This is a genomic window from Micromonospora sp. NPDC049559 (genome assembly GCF_040676675.1).
GTDB lineage: Bacteria > Actinomycetota > Actinomycetes > Mycobacteriales > Micromonosporaceae > JBFAPK01.
The window spans coordinates 131,817-151,138 of sequence record NZ_JBFAPK010000016.1 but is presented as its reverse complement, the minus strand read 5'-3'; the positions used below and the strand labels follow the sequence as shown (position 1 = coordinate 151,138).

At 72.8% G+C, this 19,322-nt stretch carries 17 protein-coding genes; 5 read left to right on the top strand and 12 right to left on the bottom strand.

Translation table 11 applies throughout. The annotated features are described in order from the left end of the window. Positions 1-35: 35 nt before the first annotated feature. Positions 36-800: a hypothetical protein gene (locus tag AB0J86_RS19185; RefSeq protein ID WP_363858794.1), complete on the bottom strand. Its 765-nt coding sequence runs from the start codon at positions 798-800 to the stop codon at positions 36-38. 329 nt (positions 801-1,129) lie between these two features. Continuing rightward, on the bottom strand, positions 1,130-2,134 hold the full coding sequence (locus AB0J86_RS19180) for a hydroxyacid dehydrogenase (RefSeq protein WP_363858793.1): 1,005 nt from the start codon (positions 2,132-2,134) through the stop codon (positions 1,130-1,132). Positions 2,135-2,380: 246 nt separating this feature from the next. On the opposite strand from AB0J86_RS19180, the gene AB0J86_RS19175 reads away from it, so the two are divergent. From AB0J86_RS19175 to AB0J86_RS19165, 3 genes are all read left to right on the top strand, one after another. After that, positions 2,381-3,379, top strand: coding sequence for an ABC transporter permease subunit (locus AB0J86_RS19175; RefSeq protein WP_363858791.1), 999 nt, complete (start codon positions 2,381-2,383; stop codon positions 3,377-3,379). Then, entirely contained in the window at positions 3,376-4,299 is a 924-nt protein-coding gene (locus AB0J86_RS19170) for a carbohydrate ABC transporter permease (RefSeq protein WP_363858789.1), read from the top strand. The genes AB0J86_RS19175 and AB0J86_RS19170 overlap by 4 nt, the downstream gene beginning before the upstream one ends. 76 nt (positions 4,300-4,375) lie before the next feature. Continuing rightward, positions 4,376-6,028: a hypothetical protein gene (locus AB0J86_RS19165; RefSeq protein ID WP_363858787.1), complete on the top strand. Its 1,653-nt coding sequence runs from the start codon at positions 4,376-4,378 to the stop codon at positions 6,026-6,028. 105 nt (positions 6,029-6,133) lie between these two features. Here the strand turns inward: AB0J86_RS19165 and AB0J86_RS19160 are convergent, their stop codons facing one another. Continuing rightward, complete coding sequence (locus AB0J86_RS19160; protein WP_363858785.1) at positions 6,134-7,174, bottom strand: LacI family DNA-binding transcriptional regulator; 1,041 nt, start codon at positions 7,172-7,174, stop codon at positions 6,134-6,136. 93 nt (positions 7,175-7,267) lie between these two features. Here AB0J86_RS19160 and AB0J86_RS19155 point away from each other — a divergent pair, with 93 nt between their 5' ends. After that, positions 7,268-9,148 carry a DUF2264 domain-containing protein gene (locus AB0J86_RS19155; RefSeq protein ID WP_363858784.1) on the top strand — a complete coding sequence of 627 codons (1,881 nt, stop codon included), beginning with the start codon at positions 7,268-7,270 and terminating at the stop codon, positions 9,146-9,148. 30 nt (positions 9,149-9,178) lie between these two features. Here the strand turns inward: AB0J86_RS19155 and AB0J86_RS19150 are convergent, their stop codons facing one another. Next, a complete protein-coding gene (locus AB0J86_RS19150; RefSeq protein ID WP_363858782.1) occupies positions 9,179-10,021 on the bottom strand; it encodes a YcnI family protein in 843 nt (280 codons plus the stop codon). A gap of 175 nt (positions 10,022-10,196) precedes the next feature. Beyond that, positions 10,197-10,856, bottom strand: a complete 660-nt coding sequence (locus AB0J86_RS19145) for an SDR family NAD(P)-dependent oxidoreductase (RefSeq protein ID WP_363858780.1) — start codon at positions 10,854-10,856, stop codon at positions 10,197-10,199. 91 nt (positions 10,857-10,947) lie between these two features. On the opposite strand from AB0J86_RS19145, the gene AB0J86_RS19140 reads away from it, so the two are divergent. After that, positions 10,948-11,325: a MerR family transcriptional regulator gene (locus AB0J86_RS19140; RefSeq protein WP_363858778.1), complete on the top strand. Its 378-nt coding sequence runs from the start codon at positions 10,948-10,950 to the stop codon at positions 11,323-11,325. 117 nt (positions 11,326-11,442) lie between these two features. Here the strand turns inward: AB0J86_RS19140 and AB0J86_RS19135 are convergent, their stop codons facing one another. The 7 genes from AB0J86_RS19135 to AB0J86_RS19105 form a co-directional block, all read right to left on the bottom strand. Then, entirely contained in the window at positions 11,443-12,369 is a 927-nt protein-coding gene (locus AB0J86_RS19135; protein ID WP_363858776.1) for a hypothetical protein, read from the bottom strand. 669 nt (positions 12,370-13,038) lie between these two features. Beyond that, a complete protein-coding gene (locus tag AB0J86_RS19130) occupies positions 13,039-13,386 on the bottom strand; it encodes an Imm8 family immunity protein (RefSeq protein WP_363858774.1) in 348 nt (115 codons plus the stop codon). 150 nt (positions 13,387-13,536) lie between these two features. Then, a complete protein-coding gene (locus AB0J86_RS19125) occupies positions 13,537-14,964 on the bottom strand; it encodes a GH1 family beta-glucosidase (protein WP_363858772.1) in 1,428 nt (475 codons plus the stop codon). A gap of 86 nt (positions 14,965-15,050) precedes the next feature. Beyond that, positions 15,051-16,049 carry an ABC transporter ATP-binding protein gene (locus AB0J86_RS19120; RefSeq protein WP_363858770.1) on the bottom strand — a complete coding sequence of 333 codons (999 nt, stop codon included), beginning with the start codon at positions 16,047-16,049 and terminating at the stop codon, positions 15,051-15,053. Continuing rightward, on the bottom strand, positions 16,046-17,113 hold the full coding sequence (locus AB0J86_RS19115) for an ABC transporter permease (protein WP_363858768.1): 1,068 nt from the start codon (positions 17,111-17,113) through the stop codon (positions 16,046-16,048). Before AB0J86_RS19115 ends, AB0J86_RS19120 begins: the two co-directional genes overlap by 4 nt. A 3-nt stretch (positions 17,114-17,116) precedes the next feature. Further along, positions 17,117-18,097: an ABC transporter permease gene (locus AB0J86_RS19110; RefSeq protein ID WP_363858766.1), complete on the bottom strand. Its 981-nt coding sequence runs from the start codon at positions 18,095-18,097 to the stop codon at positions 17,117-17,119. After that, complete coding sequence (locus tag AB0J86_RS19105) at positions 18,094-19,200, bottom strand: ABC transporter ATP-binding protein (protein ID WP_363858764.1); 1,107 nt, start codon at positions 19,198-19,200, stop codon at positions 18,094-18,096. Before AB0J86_RS19105 ends, AB0J86_RS19110 begins: the two co-directional genes overlap by 4 nt. Positions 19,201-19,322 lie beyond the last annotated feature (122 nt).

Below are 19,322 nucleotides of genomic sequence, written 5' to 3'. Positions count from 1 at the left end.
TGGTGACCGTCGACGGCGGCGGCGCGGCGGGGTGCCTACTCCCCCGCCGGACCGGACCGGGCGGCGTCCGCGCGCGCGTCGGCGCCACCGGGTCGGGGGCCGGCGGGATCCGGCCCGGCATCTCCGTCGGCGGAACCCGCCCCGGGCCGGGAGGCGGCGGGACCGGTCGCGGGGCGCGCGGCGCGACCGCGGTAGTTGCCCAACGCCAGAAGACAGAAGATCAGCCCACCGAGCGTGGCGGTGTCCGCGAGCGTGTGCCAGAGCCCGTAGAGGTGCAGCTCGCGGGTCTGCGAGTAGGCCGCGGCGGACGGGTACAGCAGCAGCCGCAGGGAGCGGCTCGCCACGGTGACCACGGTGAGCCAGCGGAACGGGTACATGACCGGCAGCAGCCGCACCGACCAGACGCCGAGGCCGAAGATGACCAGCATGCCGATCGGTACGCCCAGCATGATGCCGAGGTCCTCGCGAAGCGCGACGGCGCGGCTCTGCGGGTCGTCCAGCGGCGCCACCGGGGCCAGCCGCGCCACGACGGCGGCGAGGACCTCCTCGGTGAGCAGGATCAGCAGCATCAGCGCGGCGGCGCGCAGCACCAGCCGACCGGCGCTGAGCCGGCCCGGCGCCCGCCAGTCCAGCGGGCGGCGGGCGTACCGCCACAGCGCCACCGCGACGAGCGTGCCGAGCAGCGGCGTGCAGACGGCGGCGTCGACCCGGTCCACACCCAGCGCGACCAGTCCGAGGTAGCACGGCGGGATCGCGAGCGCCACGGCCGGGCCCACGTACGTCGACCGGTCGAGGGCCATGGCGCCGTCCCTCCTTTGTCGACTGTCCCCACGCAACCGCACGCATGGACGGTAGAGCGTGGTTCGACGCCGACCGTCGGCGGGATCGGGTGGCGGATCTCCGCCGAGGTGGGCCCGGACGACGGAGGGGCGGGACGCGCCCGGCGGAGGGGCAACACGTGCCCGACGGAGGGGGGACACGCGCCTGGTGGAGCCCCGGCTGTCGCCGACCGGCCCCGTGCCCGGCCGGCGACAGCCGAAGCCGTCCCGGGCCTGTGTCGACATCCCGCCGCGGCGCCGACCGGGGCCGGCGTCGACGTCGCGCCGGTGGCGCCGACACGGGCCTCGAACTAGGCCAGCAGCGCGAGCTGCTCGGCGCGCACCGCGCCGAGCAGGGGCTCACCGGCGACGAAGCGCTCCACCTCGGCGACCGCGTACGCCCCGAGCCGGCGTACCTCGCTGCCCTGTACGCCGGCGAGGTGCGGCGTGATCCAGACGTTGGGGAGCGCGAAGAGCGGATGCCCGGCCGGCAGCGGCTCGGGGTCGGTGACGTCCAGGCAGGCGTCGATCCGGCCGGTGGCGCAGGCGCGGGCGAGCGCCTCGGAGTCGACCAGCGAGCCGCGGGCGGTGTTGACCAGGATGGCGCCGTCGGGCAGCAGCGCCAGCCGCCGCTCGTCGATCAGGTGCCGGGTCTCGGGCAGCTGCGGCGCGTGCAGGGTGACCACGTCGCAGCGCCGGCACAGCTCGTCCAGCTCGGTCAGCTCGGCACCGAGCCCGGCCGCGTCGACCGGGTCGAGGTGCGGATCGGCGACGAGTACCCGGTGGCCGGCGGCGACGAACCGGGCGATGACCCGGCGGCCGATCCGGGACGCGCCCACCACGCCGATCACCCGGCCGTCGTTGCCGGTGCGCTGCCCGAACTCCGCGTACCGTCCGGCCGCGTAGCCCCGGGCCATCCCGAACGCCCGCTTCCCGGCGAGGGTCACCAGGGCCACGGTGAAGTCGACGACCGGTTCGGCGTTGGCGTCGGCGGCCGAGGAGACCACGATGCCCCGGGCGAAGACCTCCGGGCCCACGTGTGCCTTGACCGAGCCGGCGGCGTGCACGACCGCCCGCAGCCGGGGCGCGGCGTCGAGGACCCGCTCGGTGAGCGGCGGGCAGGACCAGCCGGTCACCAGGATCTCGACCTCGGCGAGGCGGACGGGCGAGACGTCGTCGTCGAAGCTCTCCACCGCCTCGTCCTGGACCAGCCGAACCGTCTCGCCGAGCCGGAACAGCAGGTCGGGCGGGAGTACGGCCGGTGCCACCGACCGGGACATCGCGATCATTCCGGCGGGACGGGCGGCCTGCGGCACGAGCGAACTCCGATCTAGAAAACGTTCCCTACGCGAGATCCGGACGTTAGTCGCCCAGACAGGCCCGGTCAACAAGGGCGACGAGCGTGCGAACGTGTCGAGATTGGGTACGGGTCTTGACGACCACGTAGAAAAGCTTTTAGGTTCGGTCACCACCCAGTGACCTGAACCACTTCACCTGGGGACGAACCACCCACGCGCCGGCCCGCGCCCGCGGACCGGCTCCGCCCCGACGAGGAGGTGACCGTGTCCGTGCAGACCCGACCGGGGACGGCCGAGGCCCGCCCGCCGGCGCCGCCCGGGTCTCCGGCCGCGCCCGGCGCGATCCGGGCAGCACGCCGGGAGTCGCGGTCCCGGCGATGGCGGCGCGACCGCATCCTGCTCGCCTTCATGGTGCCCGGCCTGCTCTATTTCGCGATCTTCCACTACGGCGCGCTCTTCGGCAGCGTGCTCGCCTTCCTGGACTACGTGCCCTTCCTCGGCCTGACCGGCAGTCGCTGGATCGGCCTGGAGAACTTCCAGCGCCTCTTCGGCGACGGGGACTTCTGGCACGCGGCGCTGAACACGGTGGAGATCTCGCTGCTGCAGCTGGTCTTCTACTTTCCCGCCCCGCTCGCGCTGGCGCTGCTGCTGCACAGCCTGACCCGTACCCGGATCAAGCGCTTCGTGCAGAGCGCCGTCTACCTGCCGCACTTCATCTCGTGGGTGATCGTGGTGGCGCTGTTCCAGCAGATGCTCGGTGCCAGCGGCGTGCTCAACGGCTTCCTCGCCGACAACGGGCTGCACACGGTGCACATCCTCGGCAACCCGGACGCCTTCAAGCCGATGCTGGTCGCGCAGGTGATCTGGAAGGACACCGGCTGGGGCACCATCATCTTCCTGGCCGCGCTCGCCCAGGTGGACGAGCAGATGTACGAGGCCGCGGCGATCGACGGCGCCGGCCCGTGGCGCCGCTTCTGGCACGTCACCCTGCCGGCCCTGCGCCCGGTCATCGTGCTGCTGCTGGTGCTGCGCCTCGGCGAGATCCTCTCGGTCGGGTTCGAACAGATCCTGCTGCAACGCGACGCGGTCGGCGCCCGGGCCGCCGAGATCATCGACACCTTCGTCTACTTCCGCGGCATCCAGGGCGGCGACTTCGGTTTCGCCGCCGCGGCCGGCCTCTTCAAGGGGCTGGTCGGCGTGGTCCTGGTCTACGCGGCCAACAAGATCTCTCACCGCCTCGGCGAGTCAGGGGTGTACCGATGACCGGGCTGTCGCGCTCGCGTGCTCGCCGCCGCCCGCCGGTCCGCCCGGCCTGGCAGGAGCGGCCACACCCGCTGACCAGCGGCGCCAAGGCGGTGGCGGTCGTCGTCGTGCTCGTGCTCGTCTTCGTACCGTTCCTGGTGGTCGTCTCGACCAGCCTCGCCGATCCGGCGGACGTGGTCGCCAACGGCGGCTGGGTGCTCTGGCCCGAGCACCCCTCGTTCGCCGCCTACGCCGAGATCCTCTCCGGCGGGGTGGTCGGCCGGGCCACGCTGGTCAGCGTCGGGGTGACCCTGGTCGGTACCGCGTGCAGCCTCGGCGCCACGGTGCTGCTGGCGTACGCGCTGAGCCGGCCGGGCGTCTTCGGCGGCAAGCCGGTCATGCTGCTGGTGCTCTTCACGTTCCTCTTCCCGCCCGGCATGATCCCCGCGTACCTGGTGGTCAAGCAGCTCGGCCTGCTCGACTCGTACGGCGCGCTGATCGCCCCGGTGCTGGTCAACACGTTCAACCTGGTGGTGATGCGCGGGTTCTTCCAGTCGCTGCCATCGGAGCTGTACGAGGCGGCCCGGCTCGACGGCGCGTCCGAGTGGTCGATGCTGTGGCGGATCACGATCCCGCTCTCCCGCGCGGTGCTCGCGGTCATCGGGCTCTTCTACGCGGTCTCGTACTGGAACTCGTGGTTCAACGCCATGATCTACATCGACACCCCGACGAAGTGGCCGCTCCAGCTCGTGCTGCGCACGTACGTGCTGGCCGGCGGGCAGCTCGCCGACCCGTCCAGCGGCGAGGCGGGACTGATGTCGGCCCCGCAGACCGTGCAGATGGCGGTGGTGGTGCTCGCCACCATCCCGATCGTGCTGGTCTACCCCTTCCTCCAGCGCTACTTCGTCAAGGGCGTGCTCAGCGGCGCGATCAAGAGCTGATCGGCGCCGGCCACGCGCTGTCCCCGCACCCGGGCCGCCCACACCGCACCACCCCGCCCGAAAGGATCCCCCTCCGATGAGCCACCTACCCGAACTCTCCCGCCGGTCGCTGCTCAAGGCGATCGGCCTGGGCGCCACCGCCGTCGCGGCCCCGTCCCTGCTCACCGCCTGCGGCGAGGGCAGCGGTGGTTCGGTCGGCAACGCCGGCACGGACAAGGTGCCCTGGCCGACGTACCAGCCCTTCGCCGGGCCGGCGCCGGACCTGCCCGGCACGGCCGAGGGCGTGCAGCCGGGCTACACGAAATACCCGAGCAACCTGGTCAACGCGGTCAAGGCGAAGCCGGGCGACGGCTCGAAGGTCAAGGCCGTCGCGATCACGTACGGCACGCCGCCGAAGCCGGCCGAGCAGAACAGGCTCTGGAAGGCGATCAACGAGGCGCTCGGCATCGACCTGGAGCTGATCCTCGTGCCGGACGCGGACTTCGACGCGAAGATGGCGACGCTGACCGCCGGCGACGACCTGCCGGACATCATCAGCATCGGCGGCGGCCACCGGCTCCCCCGGGAGCAGGAGTTCGTCTCCACCAAGTGCGCCGACCTCTCCGACCTGCTCAGCGGCGACAAGATCAAGGAGTACCCGAACCTGGCGAACCTGCCGCCGTACACCTGGGAGGGGATGGGCCGGATCAAGGGCCGGATCTTCGGCATCCCGCTGGAGCGCCCGCTCCCCGGCTGGTCGATGTTCATCAACCGGGACGCCTTCACGGCCGCCGGCGCCAACGACGCGGCCTGGTCCAAGGACGACTTCGCCACCGCCATCAAGGCGATGAGCAAGAACAAGCAGTACGGCATGGGTGCCAACAAGGCGAACCAGTTCGGCCTGCGCCAGTACCACGCCGGCTCGTTCGGCCTGCCGAACGACTGGCGGGTCGAGGGCGGCAAGTTCGTCCGCTCGGAGACGCTGCCCGAGTTCAAGGAGGCGCTGGCCTTCACCCGGGACCTCTTCGCCGCCGGCGGCTACTACCCGGACACGATGTCGATCAGCGTGGTCGACATGAAGACGTACTTCTACAACGGCACGCTCAAGAGCATGACCGACGGGCTGGCCGCGTTCGCCCCGGCGGTGACCAGCGTCAAGGGCGCGTACGCGGTCGACCTCGCGCTGCCGTACAAGGCGGGCGGGGCGGGCGGGACCGTCTTCGCCGGTACCGGCGCGTTCGGCTACACGGTGCTGAAGAAGGCGCCGACCGAGCGGATCCAGATGCTGCTGCGGGTGCTGGACTTCCTCGCCGCGCCGTTCGGCACCAAGGAGTACGAGCTCACCCACTTCGGCGTGGAGGGTACCCACTTCACCCGCGACGCCGACGGTACGCCGAAGCCGACCGCGCTCTGGACCGGTGGCGAGAACGTCGTCAACCTGCCGATCGGCTACCTGGCCGAGGCGCCCCGGGTGCTCTACTTCGCCGGCGTGGACGCCGAGTCGGTGAAGCGGCTGCACGCCTGGGAGACCAAGGTCGTACCGACGGCCGTGCGCAACCCCTCCACCGGCCTGGTCTCGGACACCGCCAACCGCAGCCGGACCACCCTCGACAAGGCCCTCAACGACGGCATCAACGCCATCATCACCGGCCGCGAGCCGCTGGAGAGCTGGGAGGCCGTGGTCAAGAAGTGGCGTGCCGACGGCGGCGACAAGATGGCCGAGGAGTACGCCAAGGAGTACGCGGGCTGACCCGCTGATCAGGCGGATCGCCCCGGCGGGGCGATCCGCCTGATCCGTGTCGGCCCGGCCGGTCGTACCGCGCCCCGAGGCGGCGGGACGAGCCGGTGGCGCGGTTCAGCGCGCGGGCGGGCGGACCGAGTCGCGGATCACCAGGTGGGTACCGAGCATCACGTGCTCGCGCCCGGACGACCCGGCCCCGCGCCGCAGGGCCAACTGCACGGCGGTGCGTCCCAACTCCTCCTGCGGCACCCGTACCGTGGTCAGCGGCGGGTTGAAGTCCGGGGCGTTCGGCACGTCGTCGTAGCCGACTATCGAGACGTCCTCCGGTACGCTCCGGCCGGCCTCCCGCAGCGCGGCCAGCGCACCCGCCGCCGCGCCGTCGTTGCCGGCGAAGACCGCCGTGAAGTCGAGCCCTCCCGCCAGCAGCGCGCGCATCCGGGCGTGGCCCTCGTGCCGCCCCCATGGTCCGTGGCTGATCAGCGCCGGGTCGACCGGCAGCCCGTACGCCGCGAAGGCCGACCGGTACCCCTCGACGCGCTGGTCCGAGGTGGTCAGCCCGACCGGACCGGCCAGCATGAGGATCCGGCGGTGGCCGGCCGTGAGCAGGTGGGTGGTGGCGGCGTGCGCCCCGCCGACGTTCTCGTACTCCACCGTGATCGCGGGAAAGTCCGGCCCGAGCGACGGCCGGGCGCAGAGGACCAGCCGGCTGCCGGCGTCCTCCAGCCCCTGCGCGTAGCGCCGCATCCGGGCCCGGTAGTCGTCGTTCTCGATCACACCACCGGCGAGGATGACCGCGTCCGCCCGCTGCTCGCGCATCAGGCGGACCACCTCGAGTTCGCGGTCCGGGTCGGTGTGGGTGGTGCAGACCAGGCAGAGCCGGTGGGCCTCGGTCGCCTGCTCCTCGACGCCGGCGGCGATGCGGGCGAAGAACGACGTCGTCACCTCGGCCACGAGCAGTGCGACGATCTTCGAGGTCGCGCCGTGCAGCGCGCGGGCGTGGGCGTTCACCACGTAGTCGAGGTCGCGTACGGCCCGCTGGACCCGCGCCCGGGTCTCCTCCGCCACCGGGTAGTCGCCGGAGAGCACCCGGGAGACGGTGGCCATCGAGACGCCGGCCCGCGCCGCCACGTCCTTGATGCTCGGCCGTTTGTTCAATCCGCACCTCGTCGTCGTCGCGCCCACGTCGCGCGCCCAGTGTCGCAGAAACGTCGCGTGAAAAGCTTTACCATACCCGGTACGCTGCCTGGGGTGTCCACGCTCACCCAACTCCACGGATCCTTCCCCGACGACCTCACCGACACCCGGGCGGGCTGGCGCCGGGCGCTGCTCGCGGTCACCGCCCCGGCGACCCGGCTCGCCGCGCTCGGGCCGGACCGGCAACCCGCCGACCCCTCCTCCAACGACCCCGGCGCCACCTGGTTGGAGCTGGTGGCCCGGCCGCTGTGGGGCCTGGCCGCGGACGCGGCCGCCGGCGGCCGCGCGGACCAGCAGTGGGACGAGGTACGGCAGGCGCTCCCGGCGGCCCTGGACCCGACCCACCCCTGGTACGCCGGGCCACCGGTCGGGCAGCGGCTGGTCGAGTCGGCCGCGATCGGCTACGCGGTGGGGCTCGCGCCGCACGAGCTGTGGGACCCGCTGACCGGCCCGCAGCGCGACGCCGTGGCCAACTGGCTGCGCGCCGCCACCGAGTCCACCCCGCACGACAACAACTGGCACTTCTTCCCGGTGCTGGCGGGGTTCGGGCTGGAACGGCTGGGCATCGCCACCGACCGGGCGACCCGGCGGGCGCACCTCGACCGGATCGAGCGGTTCGCCCTCACCGACGGCTGGTACGCCGACGGCGACGAGGGCGGGCGGGACTACTACAACCCGTTCGCGCTGCACTGGTACGCGCTGGTGCTGGCCGGCGCGGGGGCGCTGGAGCCGGAGCGCGCGCGGCGGCTCACCGGTCGCGCCGTGGAGTTCGCCGAGCAGTTCCAGCACTGGTTCGCCGCGGACGGCTCCGCCGTGCCGTACGGACGCAGCCTCGGCTACCGCTTCGCCCAGGGCGCCTTTTGGGGCGGGCTGGCCTACGCCGGGCTGGCCGTGCCGCCGTACGAGCGGACGCGGGGCATCGCCGGCCGGCACCTGGCGTGGTGGTGGCGCCAGCCGGTCGCCGGCGAGGACGGACTGCTCACCGTCGGCTACCGGTACCCCAACAGCGCCGTGGTGGAGCAGTACCTGGGCGCCGGGTCGCCATACTGGTCGACGAAGTTCTTCCTGCCGCTGGCACTGCCCGCGGACCATCCCTTCTGGACGGCGACGCCCGAGCCGGCGTCACCCGAGCCGGCGTCACCGGAGCCGGCGGCGGGTGCCGAGCGGCCGGTGCCGGGCGCCGAGCGGCCGGCCGGCGACCGGCCGCTGCGGACGGTCAGCCCGCAGCCGGCGGCGCGGGCCGTGCTCGTCCGGCACGACGGGGACGTGCTGCTGCTCAACGGGCAGGGGTGGCGGGACTGGGCGCGCGGCGGCGCGGCGAAGTACGCGAAGTTCGCCTACTCCACCCGGGCCGGTTTCAGCATCGCGTCCGGTGACCGCAGCCTCGGCGCCGGGGCCTTCGACAGCATGCTGGCGCTCAGCGACGACGACGGGCGGCGGTGGCGCCCCCGCGAGGAGGTCGACCTCGCCGAGGTACGCGACCATGTCGTCTTCGCCCGCTGGTCGCCCTGGCCGGATGTGACCGTCGAGACGTGGCTGGCGCCGCACGACGACGGGTGGCACCTGCGGGTGCACCGGCTGGTGACCGGCCGGACCCTGGAGACCGCCGAGGGCGGGTTCTGCCTGCCCTGGACCGAGCGGGGCCAGGACCCGGCGGCGCTGGGCGACAGCGGTGCCGCCGGCGTCTGCGCCGCCGCCGCGCAGGGGTGGAGCAGCCTCGTCGTCGATCTCGACGGCGCCCGCGAGGGCGAGCTGGTCGCTCCCCTGGCCGGTACGAACGTGCTGCACCCGCGTACGGTGCTGCCGACGCTACGCGGCCGGCACGCCCCCGGCGAGCACCGGCTCGCCTGTGCGGTCTACCTCGGCACTCGGCCCGCTCCGCCGAGCGAGGCGACGCTGGCCGCGCTCCGGGACCGGGCCGCCGGCCTCGCCTGACGCCCCGCGCCCGCCGCCCCGCCCGGGGCGTTACTCGCGCAGGCGCCAGGCGCGGCGCGACGCGGTCGCGGGCACGCGTTCGGCGGCGGGCTCGCCGGGGGCGGGAGCGTCGGCGGCCTCGCCGGGGGCGGTGTCGTCGGTCTCGGCGGGCGGCTCGGGCGCGGCGGGGGCGCCGGCTGGCGGGGCCGGCTCCTCGCGGCGGCGGCGCAGCAGCAGCACGAGAACGGCGCCGAGCACCACCCCGAAGGCGATCCCGCCGAGCAACCCGCCGTCGAGCCGGGACCCCTCGGCCGGTGCGGCCTCCGGCGCGTCGTCGGCGGCGGGCGCCTGCGCGGCGTCCGGCGCCACCAGCGTCAACACCGGTGCGGCCCGACCCGCCGCCCCCGTGCCGGGTACCGCCGTCCAGTCGACCACGGTGCCGTCCGAGTACGTCTGCACGACGCCGAGCGGCAACCGGTCCGTGTCGGGCAGCGGGCCCAGCGACACCCGCAGTTCGGCGGTGTCGGACGGCCCGGCCGGGGTGACCCGCAGCCAGGTGATCGCTGAGACCACCTGCGTGGTCGTGCCGTGGTGCACGCCGTTGAGCGGCTGGTCGACGGCGCGATTGGTGATCTTCGGCGCCCAGTCCGGCACCGACATCGGATAGACCTCGGCGATCGGGGTCTCGGCCGGGAACCGCAGTTCGATCTGCCTGGTGTACGCGCCGTCCCGGTCGCCGGTCACCCGCAGGGTCAGCTCCGCGGCGTCGCCGCGTACCGCCTGGGTCGGCGTGATGCTGACGTCCGCCGACGCCGTACCGGTGTCGCCCACCGCCGCGACCAGGCCGAGGCCGAGCGCGGCCACGCCCCGCGTCACCATCCGGATCACTACCACCCGTTGTCCCCTCCGCTCACCGCACCCGACCGGCCGGCGGCGGGCGGCCCGCGATGACCACGCGTCCCGCCGTCCGGCGTCGGGTCCCGGCCGGCCAGCACCGGCCGGGACCCGTCCAGTAGTTCGGATCCGGCGCCGGAAAGGTTCAACGCGGGCGGCAATCCGCCGCCGGGCGTCAGCCCTCCGGCGCGTCGTGGACGACCTCCCGCTGCCACCGCCGCCGAGGCTGGGTGTGCAACCGCCAGTAGTGCTCGGCGATGTCGTCGGGGTCGAATGGGGTGCCCGGTGCCACGGCGCCGGCCACCGTCACCGTGGCGACGTGCACGCCCAACGGGCCGTACTCCTGGTCGAGCAGGGTGACCAGGGCCCGTACCCCGGCCTTGCCCAGGGACAGGGAGACGTACCCGGGCTTCGGCTCGGGCATGCCGCCGGTGACGACGAACGTGCCGTGCCCGCGCCGCGCCATGCCCGGCAGGATGTGGGCCGCCGCCGTGATCGCGCCGACCACGTTGACGGCCCAGGCGTCCTGGTGGGCGCGCACCGAGAGGTCACCGATCCGGTCGGGCTGAATGATGGCGGCGTTGTAGACCAGCACGTCCGGCGGACCGAATTCCCTCGCCGCCGCGTCGAGGGCGGCACGCACCGCTCCCTCGTCGGTGGTGTCCGCGGTCAGCGCGAGCGCCTGCCCGCCGGCCGCGGTGATTTCCTGCGCGACCCGGCGCACCTCCACCCTGGTACGCGCCACGAGTGCGACCGGCAGACCGTCCCGCGCGAACCGCAGACCGACCGACCGTCCGATTCCCGGCCCCACGCCGATGACGACCACACCCGGCACCGTCCGCTCCTTCCATCCGTTCGTCGGCGACGGACGGAACGGTAAGGTCTCACATCGGTGTGAAGGTCAACTCTGGTATGCGGGGGCTCACATGCGCATCGGTGCCTTGGCCGGCCGGACCGGGGTGAGCGTGCGGCTGCTGCGCTACTACGAGGAGCAGGGACTTCTCCGGCCGGTACGGCTCCGCAACGGATACCGCGAGTACGCCGAGTCCGACGTGACCACGGTGTCCCACATCCGCGCGCTGCTCGCCGCCGGTCTGCCCACCGCGGTCATCGCGCAGGTCCTGCACTGCGTCCGCGGCAACGGTGAACGGCTCGTACCCGACGCCTGCCCCGGCCTGACCGAGCACTTCGAGCGGGAACGGGCCCGGATGGCCGACGTGGTCGCGCGGCTGACCACGGCCATGGGAGCGCTCGACCAACTGCTCGCCAGCATGCCGCCGGACCGTCGGCCGGCCCGTGGCTGACGCGCCGACCCGCGTCCGGCACACTCCACCCCGCCGCCGGCCCCGTCGCCGTGGCCGCGCGACTCGCGGCCGTACCGGTGGGCCGGAGCAGGCGGGCGGCGCCGGCCGTAACCGCGCTCATCGCGCACCGCGCCACCAATTTCGTCCGACGACCAGTTCGTCGAGCTGCCGGAGGCGTTCGGCCGCCAACCAGGCGGGGGCGTCGGCGTGGGTCAGCGCCAAGCGGAGGTCGGCGGCGAGGTAGCTCGCGCCGCGTACCTCGCACTCCGCCCGGAGGAGCTCCGGAGCGAGCGTCGTCGCACGGGCGACGATGTCCAGCACGGTCTCCCGGTGCGGCCCGCTGAGCGCGATCAGGAAGAACCAGTCGTCGAGCGGTTCGCCGAAGCGGGCCCACTCGAAGTCCAGCAGCGCGGTCACGCTCCGGTCCCGGACGAGCCAGTTGTCCCAGTGGCAGTCCGCGTGCACCGGTACGACCGTCCGGGCGTGCAGCGGCGCGCGCTCTGCGATCGCGGTGAGTCCGTCGCGCAGGCGGCGCGGCACGAACCCGTCCCGGTCGGCGGCGGCAAGGGCGTCGATCTCGGCGAAGAGGGCGGCCCGGCCGACGAACCCGCCGTGGTCGAGCGTTTCCCGCAGCACCTCTTCGGCGGGCCCGGCTGGGACCCAGCGGTGCAGTACGTCGAGCCGCTGGACCGCCTGCTCGGCCAGCGCCCGGGCCGTGGCCGCGTCGACACCGGGCAGGCCCATGCCGGGAGCGGCCCCCGGTGCCCGGGCGTAGCAGGCGTAGCGGACCTCGCCCTCCCCCAGCCGATGGCGCCCGCTGGCGAGCAGCGGAGCCGTGAGTCCGGTGGGCAGGTGGGGCGCGAGTGCGATCTCCCGATCCAGCCGCGAGTGCCCGGCGGCCTCGATGATCTTCACGACGACGTCGGCACCGACGTGGACGCGGTGCGAGAGGCTGCCGACGGTGACCATCGGGCCCGGGTCGCGGCCCAGGACCGTCGCCGCGATCGCGCGCGCGACGTGGTCGGATCGCCCCGGGTCGGTCACGGGTTCTCCCAGCGGCGGACGGGGAGGTCGGAGAGTCGTCGGGTGTCGCCAGCGAGGGGAATACGCCGATCCATCAGCTCTCCTCGGTGTTCCGCCGGGCACGGTGTTCCGCCGGGCGCGGTGCACGGTGTTCGGCAGACACGGTACGGCCGGGCATCGTGGAAGGTCGGCGCGCGCGATCGCCTCGCTTCCCTCAGCCCGCTCCTGAGCGGGCGAGACCCAGCCGCCGATCCCCGCTCCGCGAACCGCGGGGTTCGGCCGGCAACGGCGCGGTCAAGGGCCGCGACGAGGCCCGGGTACGTGGCGCCGGACCGGGCCGTCGGTGATTCGCGCCACGGCCCGCACCCCGGTTGCTGTCGGATAGCGCCGAGGATCGGCACACGCTGTTCCGGATCCTGTCGCGGGCCGTACGTCACTGGGCGAGCCCGCTCGGCCGGCCGAACGGTGAGAAGGTGCGGTTCAAGGTGCTGCTGCTGTGTGACCGCGACGATGAGGTGGCGCCATTGCGGCAGGAGATCGCTCGGGCGGTCCGCGGCCTGCGGTGAGTACCGCCGATGCTCACGTCCGCCCCCGTCGTTCACCGGCAGGACCGGACGACCGCACAGCCGCCGCCAGCGCTGACGCTCCCAGCCGGCCGTACTGAAGCAGGGCGGATACCAGGCAGCACCCTTACGGGGTGTAGTCCTCGAACTCGTACTGCGCCAGCCGGCCTAGCTTGGCCGCGACCTCATCCCAATCCCGACCCTCGATATTGTTGATCAACTTCCGAAGAAAGCCTTCGACAAGGTTCGGGGTGAAGGACTCGACGAACAGCCAGTGTCTGCCGACCACCACCTCCTGGTCCGCCACCATCCGGGACAGCGCCGTCGGCGTGCACACCGTCGCCTGGAACAGTTCCTGTCCGGGTCCTTCGCTGGGGCCGGCCACGATCTCCACGAGTTGCACTGTGTCGTCGGGGTCGAAGGCTGCGTTCCGATCGAAGTCGGGGAATGTGATCCCGTGCACCGCGACCCTCACGCCCCGGAAGCCTAGAGCGATCGTCCGGGGTGTGACATCCCGTCGCGTGAGCCGACGGGGGCTTTCCGGGGCGCGACCGGTCGGCCCCCTCGCGGCGCTGCCCGCTCCCAACCACGACGCGGTGGGAGCGGGCAGGAGCCCTTCCGGGACCTACGCCTGGCCGCCGCGGACCCGGCGGATCGTGTCGCGGTACCAGAGCGCGCTCTGCTTCGGCGTACGCGCCTGGGTGTCGTAGTCGACCCGGACGATGCCGAAGCGCTTGTCGTAGCCGTACGCCCACTCGAAGTTGTCCAGCAGCGACCAGGCGAAGTAGCCCCGGATGTCGGCACCCTGCTGGCGGGCCTCGGCGACGGCGGCGATGTGCGACTGGAAGTACGCCACCCGGTCGTCGTCGCGGACGAAGCCGTTCTCGTCGGGGTGGTCCACGAACGCGGAGCCGTTCTCGGTGATCCACATCGGCAGGCCCGGGTAGTCGCGGCTGAGCCGTACCAGCAGCTTGGTGAAGCCCTCCGGCACGATCTCCCACTCCATCGCGGTCTGCGGCCGGCCGGTCGGGACCACCCGCTCGATCGGGTTGCCGTCCTCGTCCCGGTCGCGTCCCTGCTCGTCCACGCCCGAGTGGGCGGTGCTGAAGTAGTAGTTGACCCCGAGGACGTCGATCGGCGTCGAGATGATCTCCAGGTCACCGTCCTGGACCGGCAGCTCGATGCCGCGCGCCGCGAGGTCGGCGACGACGTCGGTCGGGTACCGGCCGTGCACCAGCGGGTCCAGGTAGATCCGGGTACCGAGGCCGTCGGCGCGCCGGGTGGCGTCCAGGTCGGCCGGGCTGTCCGTGGCCGGGCTGTGGCTGCTCATGTTGAGCGTGATGCCCAGCTCGATCGGGTTGGTCGCGGCGGCGCGCAGCCGCTGGGTGGCCAGCCCGTGTCCGAGCAGCAGGTGGTGCACGGCGCGCATGGCGTCGGCGAAGTTCTGCCGGCCCGGCGCGTGCCGGCCGTACGCGTAGCCGAGCATCGCCGAGCACCACGGCTCGTTCAGCGTGGTCCAGGCCGTGATCCGGTCGCCGAGCTTGTCGTAGACCAGCGAGGCGTAGTCGGCGAAGCGGTACGCCGTGTCCCGCTCGGGCCAGCCGCCCGCGTCCTCCAGCTCCTGGGGCAGGTCCCAGTGGTAGAGGGTGACCCACGGGTCGATGCCCTGGGCGAGCAGCTCGTCGGTCAGCCGGTCGTAGAAGCCGATGCCGGCCGGGTTGACCGGACCGCGCCCACCGGGCTGGACCCGCGGCCAGGCCACGGAGAAGCGGTACGTGTCGAGGCCCAGGTCGCGCATCAGGGCCACGTCGGCGGGCATCCGGTGGTAGTGGTCGCAGGCGACGTCACCGTTGTCGCCGTTGTCGATCGCCCCCGGTACCCGGCAGAAGGTGTCCCAGATGGAGGGCGTGCGCCCGTCCTCGGCGACCGCGCCCTCGATCTGGTACGACGAGGTCGCCACGCCCCAGCGGAACGAGGGCGGGAGGGTGGCGATGGGGTCGGGCTGACCGCCGGCCGCGGGTGCGGGGTCGATGGTCGGAGCGGTCGTGTCCATGTTTCTCCCCATGAGGTGTGAACTGTTGATCTGATCAGGCTGGTGGGTTGGTCGTGACGGGACGCCGTCGGGCGCCCCGCCGATGGTCAGCTCGCCGCGGGGTGCAGCCAGCAGGCGACCGTACGCGCCGGTCCGGTCCGGTCCACCGGCGCGCCGAGCACCGGGATCTTCTCGGCGCACGGCTCGAACGCCCGCGGGCAGCGCGGGTGGAAGGAGCAGCCGGTCGGCATGGCGCGCAGGTCGGGCGGCGAGCCGGGGATGCCGGTCAGCTCCCGGCGGGCCCCGCGCAGGGCCGGGAACGAGTGCAGCAGCCCGTCGCTGTACGGGTGCAGCGAGTCCCGGTACAGCTCCCGGGCGGGCGCCTCCTCCACGATGCGGCCGCCGTACATGATCGCGATTCGGTCGGAGAACTCGACGAGCAGCGACAGGTCGTGGGTGATGAACAGGACCGAGAAGCCCAGCCGCTCGCGCAGCTCGACCAGTTGCCGCAGGATCTGGCGCTGCATCACCACGTCGAGCGCGGTGGTCGGTTCGTCCATGATGACGATCTGCGGTTCGAGCGCGAGCGCCATACCGATCATGACGCGCTGCCGCATGCCGCCGGAGAGCTGGTGCGGGTAGCTCTCCATCCGGTCCGGCGAGATGCCGACCAGCTTGAGCATCTCCCGGGCCCGGGCCAGCCGGGCCGAGGCGCTCAGCTTCGGCTCGTGCGCCTTGATGACGTCGAGCAGCTGGGTGGAGACCTTGTGCACCGGGTTGAGCGAGTTCATCGCGCCCTGGAAGACGATCGACGTCTCGGCCCAGCGGAAGCGCCGCAGCTCCGCCGGGGAGAGCGCCATGATGTCGATCGGCTCGCCGTCGGCCGGGTGGTAGACCACCGACCCCGAGCTGATCACGCCGGGCGGCGGGAGCAGCCGGGTGACGCCGTACGCCAGGGTGGACTTGCCGCTGCCGCTCTCGCCGGCCAGCCCGAGCACCTCACCCCGGTGCAGGGTCAGGTTGACCTCGCGTACCGCGTGCACGGCCTGGTCGCCGAGCCCGTAGTCGACGTTGAGGTTCTTGATCTCCAGGACGGGTTGCGTCATCGCCCGCCACCTTTCCCATCGGTGTTGCCGAGCACGACGGTCTCCCGGGGCGGGAGCGCCGGGCGCGGGCGGGGTGGCGGCGCGAGCACCGGCGTGAAGCCGACCCGCAGCCGCACCGTACGGCCGTCGGCGGTACGGACCTTCGTGGCGCCGCCGCTGCGCAGCCGGGGGCTGACGAACTCGTCGATGCCGAAGTTGACCAGCGCCAGCGCCGTACCGAGCAGTGCGATCGCCAGGCCGGCCGGTACGAACCACCACCAGGCGCCCTGCGCGAGCGCCTGCTGGCCCTGCGCCCAGAACAGGATGGTCCCCCAGTTCCACTCGGACATGCCGGAGATGCCGATGAAGGCCAGGGTGATCTCGGACATCACCGCGAAGATGACGGTGCCGACGAAGTTGGAGGCGATGATCGCGGTGAGGTTCGGCAGGATCTCGAAGCCGATGATCCGCCAGGTGCTCTCCCCGGTGGCCCGGGCCGCCTCCACGTAGTCGCGCCGGCGCAGCGACAGCGTCTGCGCGCGCAGCACCCGGGCGCCCCAGGCCCACGAGGTGAAGCCGATGACCAGCGCCACCACGAAATCACCACCGGCCTGGATGGTCGAGGTGATGATGATGATCAGGGGCAGCGCGGGGATGACCAGGAAGACGTTCGACAGGGCGGAGAGGCCGTCGTCGGCGCCGCCGCCCAGGTAGCCGGCGGTGACCCCGATCAGCACCGAGAGGACGGTGGCGACGATGCCGGCCACGAGTCCCACGAGGATGACGCTGCGGGTACCGACGAGCACCTGGCTGAAGATGTCCTGGCCGAGGTGGGAGGTGCCGAACCAGTGCGCGCCCGAGGGGGGCTGCACCAGCTCGGGGCCGCGCGCCGACGGGTCGTACGGCGCGATCCACGGCCCGATCACCGCGAGGAGCAGGAAGAACGCCAGCATCACCAGGCCGGTGGCGGCCTTGGGGTTGGCGACGAAGCGCAGCCGGCGCCGGCGGGCCGCGACCGGCGGCGCCGCCTCGGCGACGGGGCCCTCCGGCGTGACGGCGTCGATGCTGCTGGTGGGGATGGTCATCGATCAGCCCTCCTTGCGGGTACGGGGATCCAGGACCAGGTACGCCAGGTCCGCCAGCAGGTTGGCCAGCAGCACGGAGAGCGTGATGATCAGGAAGATGCCCTGCATCAGCGGGTAGTCCTTGGCGCCGACGGCCTGGAAGAGCTGGTAACCGAGACCGGGGTAGCTGAAGACGATCTCGACCAGCAGCGTGCCGCCGACGATGAAGCCCAGCGACAGCGCGAAGCCGGAGACGTTGGGCAGCAGGGCGTTGCGGGCCGCGTAGCTGACCGCCACCCGCCGCTCGGAGAGGCCCTTGGCGTGGGCCACGGTGATGTAGTCCTCGGCGGCGACGGTGACCATCATGTTGCGCATGCTCAGGATCCAGCCGCTCATCGAGCTGATCAGGATCGTGGCCGCGGGCAGGATGCTGTGTTGCAGCGCGCTGCCGATGAAGTACTGGTCGAACGCCGGCACGAGGCCCGAGTCGTACCCGCCGGAGGAGGGGAAGAAGCTGCCCGGGCCGGCCAGCACCGCGATCGCGATGAGGCCGAGCCAGAAGTACGGGATGGAGGAGAGGAACGTGGTGGCGGGCAGCAGCCCGTCGATCCACGAGCCGCGCCGCCAACCGGCCACCACCCCGAGCGAGGTACCGAGCAGGAAGCTGATCACGGTGGTGATGCCGACCAGCCCCACCGTCCACGGCAGGCTGTCGCCGACCACCTGGGAGACCGGCGCCGGGAAGAAGGTGAACGACAGGCCGAGGTCGCCGTGGAACAGCTGTACCCAGTAGTCGAGGTACTGCTGCCAGAGGCTCTCCTTCTTGTCCAGACCGAAGAGCACGTACATGGACTGCATCGCCTCGGTGCTGATCTGTCCCTGGAACTTGGAGATCAGCGACTGCACCGGGTCACCGGGGATCATCCGCGGGATGAAGAAGTTGAGCGTGATCGCCGCCCACGCGGTGAACAGGTAGAACGCGATGCGCTGGAGCAGGTACTTCACGACGCCACCGTCCGCACCACGCCGGCCGCGGAGCCGGGCGTCTCGTTGTTGTCGGGGTCGTAGAGCCAGCAGGCCGCCCAGTGGCCGGGCCCGTCGTCGATCTCCAGGCGGGGCGGCAGGGCGGTGCTGCAGCGCGGCATCGCGCTCGGGCAGCGGGGGTGGAACCGGCACCCGGTGGGCGGCTCGATCAGGCTGGGCGGCTCGCCGGCGCCGAGGTCCTCCGGGGTCGCGGCGGCCGCGGCGGTGGCCGAGCCCTGGATCCGGTCCGGGTCGGGGGCCGAGGAGATGAGCAACCTGGTGTACGGGTGGGCCGGGCGCTGCGTGACGGTCTCGCTGTCGCCGCCCTCCACCATCCGGCCGGCGTACATCACCAGCGTCTCGTCGGCGAAGTAGCGGGCCGAGGCGATGTCGTGGGTGATGTAGAGGATGGCGAGGTTCAGCCGTTCCTTCAGGTCCCGCAGCAGGTTCAGCACGCCGAGGCGGATCGAGACGTCGAGCATCGACACCGGCTCGTCGGCGAGGAGCACCTCCGGGTCGGCGCCGAGCGCGCGGGCGATCGCCACCCGCTGGCGCTGGCCGCCGGAGAGTTCGTGCGGGAACTTGTCGACGTAGCGCTCCGGCGGGGTCAGGGAGACCCGGGTGAGCAGCCCGTGCAGCGCGGCCTCCAGCTCGGCCTCGTTCTTGCCGCCGTGGCCGTGGATGCGCAGCGACCGGGTCAGGTGGTAGCGGACCGTGTGCACCGGGTTGAGCGAGGCGAACGGGTCCTGGAAGGTCAGCTGCACCCGGCGCGCGTACGCCCGGAAGCGCCGCCCGCCGCGGACCGTGACGCTCTCGCCGTGCAGCCGGATGTCCCCGGAGGTACGGTCGTAGAGCTGGGCCAGCAACCGCGCCACGGTGGACTTGCCCGAGCCGGACTCGCCGACCAGCGCGGTGACCCGGCCCCGGCGCAGCACGAGGTCCACGTCGTCGACGGCGTGCACGGCCCGCCGCTGCCCCGAGAAGAGGGTGCGCAGCCGGCGCCGGACCGGGAAGTGTTTGGTCAACCTGTCTGCCTCCAGCACCACCTCGCTCTGGGCGGGGGCGGAGGTCTCGCTCAACGTCATGCCGGAGCTCCTGTCGAGGAATCAGATCCACGACGCCGTCTCCCGGGTGGCCCGGGCCACCCCGGCGACGGCGCGGGGGGGGGGAGGGAACGGGGGTGTGGTTGAGGACCAACTCGACCCCC

Coding starts and splice junctions, on each gene's coding strand:
- AB0J86_RS19140 (WP_363858778.1), top strand. CDS start 10,948: ATGCGCATCGGTGCCTTGGCCGGCCGGACCGGGGTGAGCGTGCGGCTG.
- AB0J86_RS19120 (WP_363858770.1), bottom strand. CDS start 16,049: ATGACGCAACCCGTCCTGGAGATCAAGAACCTCAACGTCGACTACGGG.
- AB0J86_RS19185 (WP_363858794.1), bottom strand. CDS start 800: ATGGCCCTCGACCGGTCGACGTACGTGGGCCCGGCCGTGGCGCTCGCG.
- AB0J86_RS19115 (WP_363858768.1), bottom strand. CDS start 17,113: ATGACCATCCCCACCAGCAGCATCGACGCCGTCACGCCGGAGGGCCCC.
- AB0J86_RS19165 (WP_363858787.1), top strand. CDS start 4,376: ATGAGCCACCTACCCGAACTCTCCCGCCGGTCGCTGCTCAAGGCGATC.
- AB0J86_RS19105 (WP_363858764.1), bottom strand. CDS start 19,200: ATGACGTTGAGCGAGACCTCCGCCCCCGCCCAGAGCGAGGTGGTGCTG.
- AB0J86_RS19125 (WP_363858772.1), bottom strand. CDS start 14,964: ATGGACACGACCGCTCCGACCATCGACCCCGCACCCGCGGCCGGCGGT.
- AB0J86_RS19170 (WP_363858789.1), top strand. CDS start 3,376: ATGACCGGGCTGTCGCGCTCGCGTGCTCGCCGCCGCCCGCCGGTCCGC.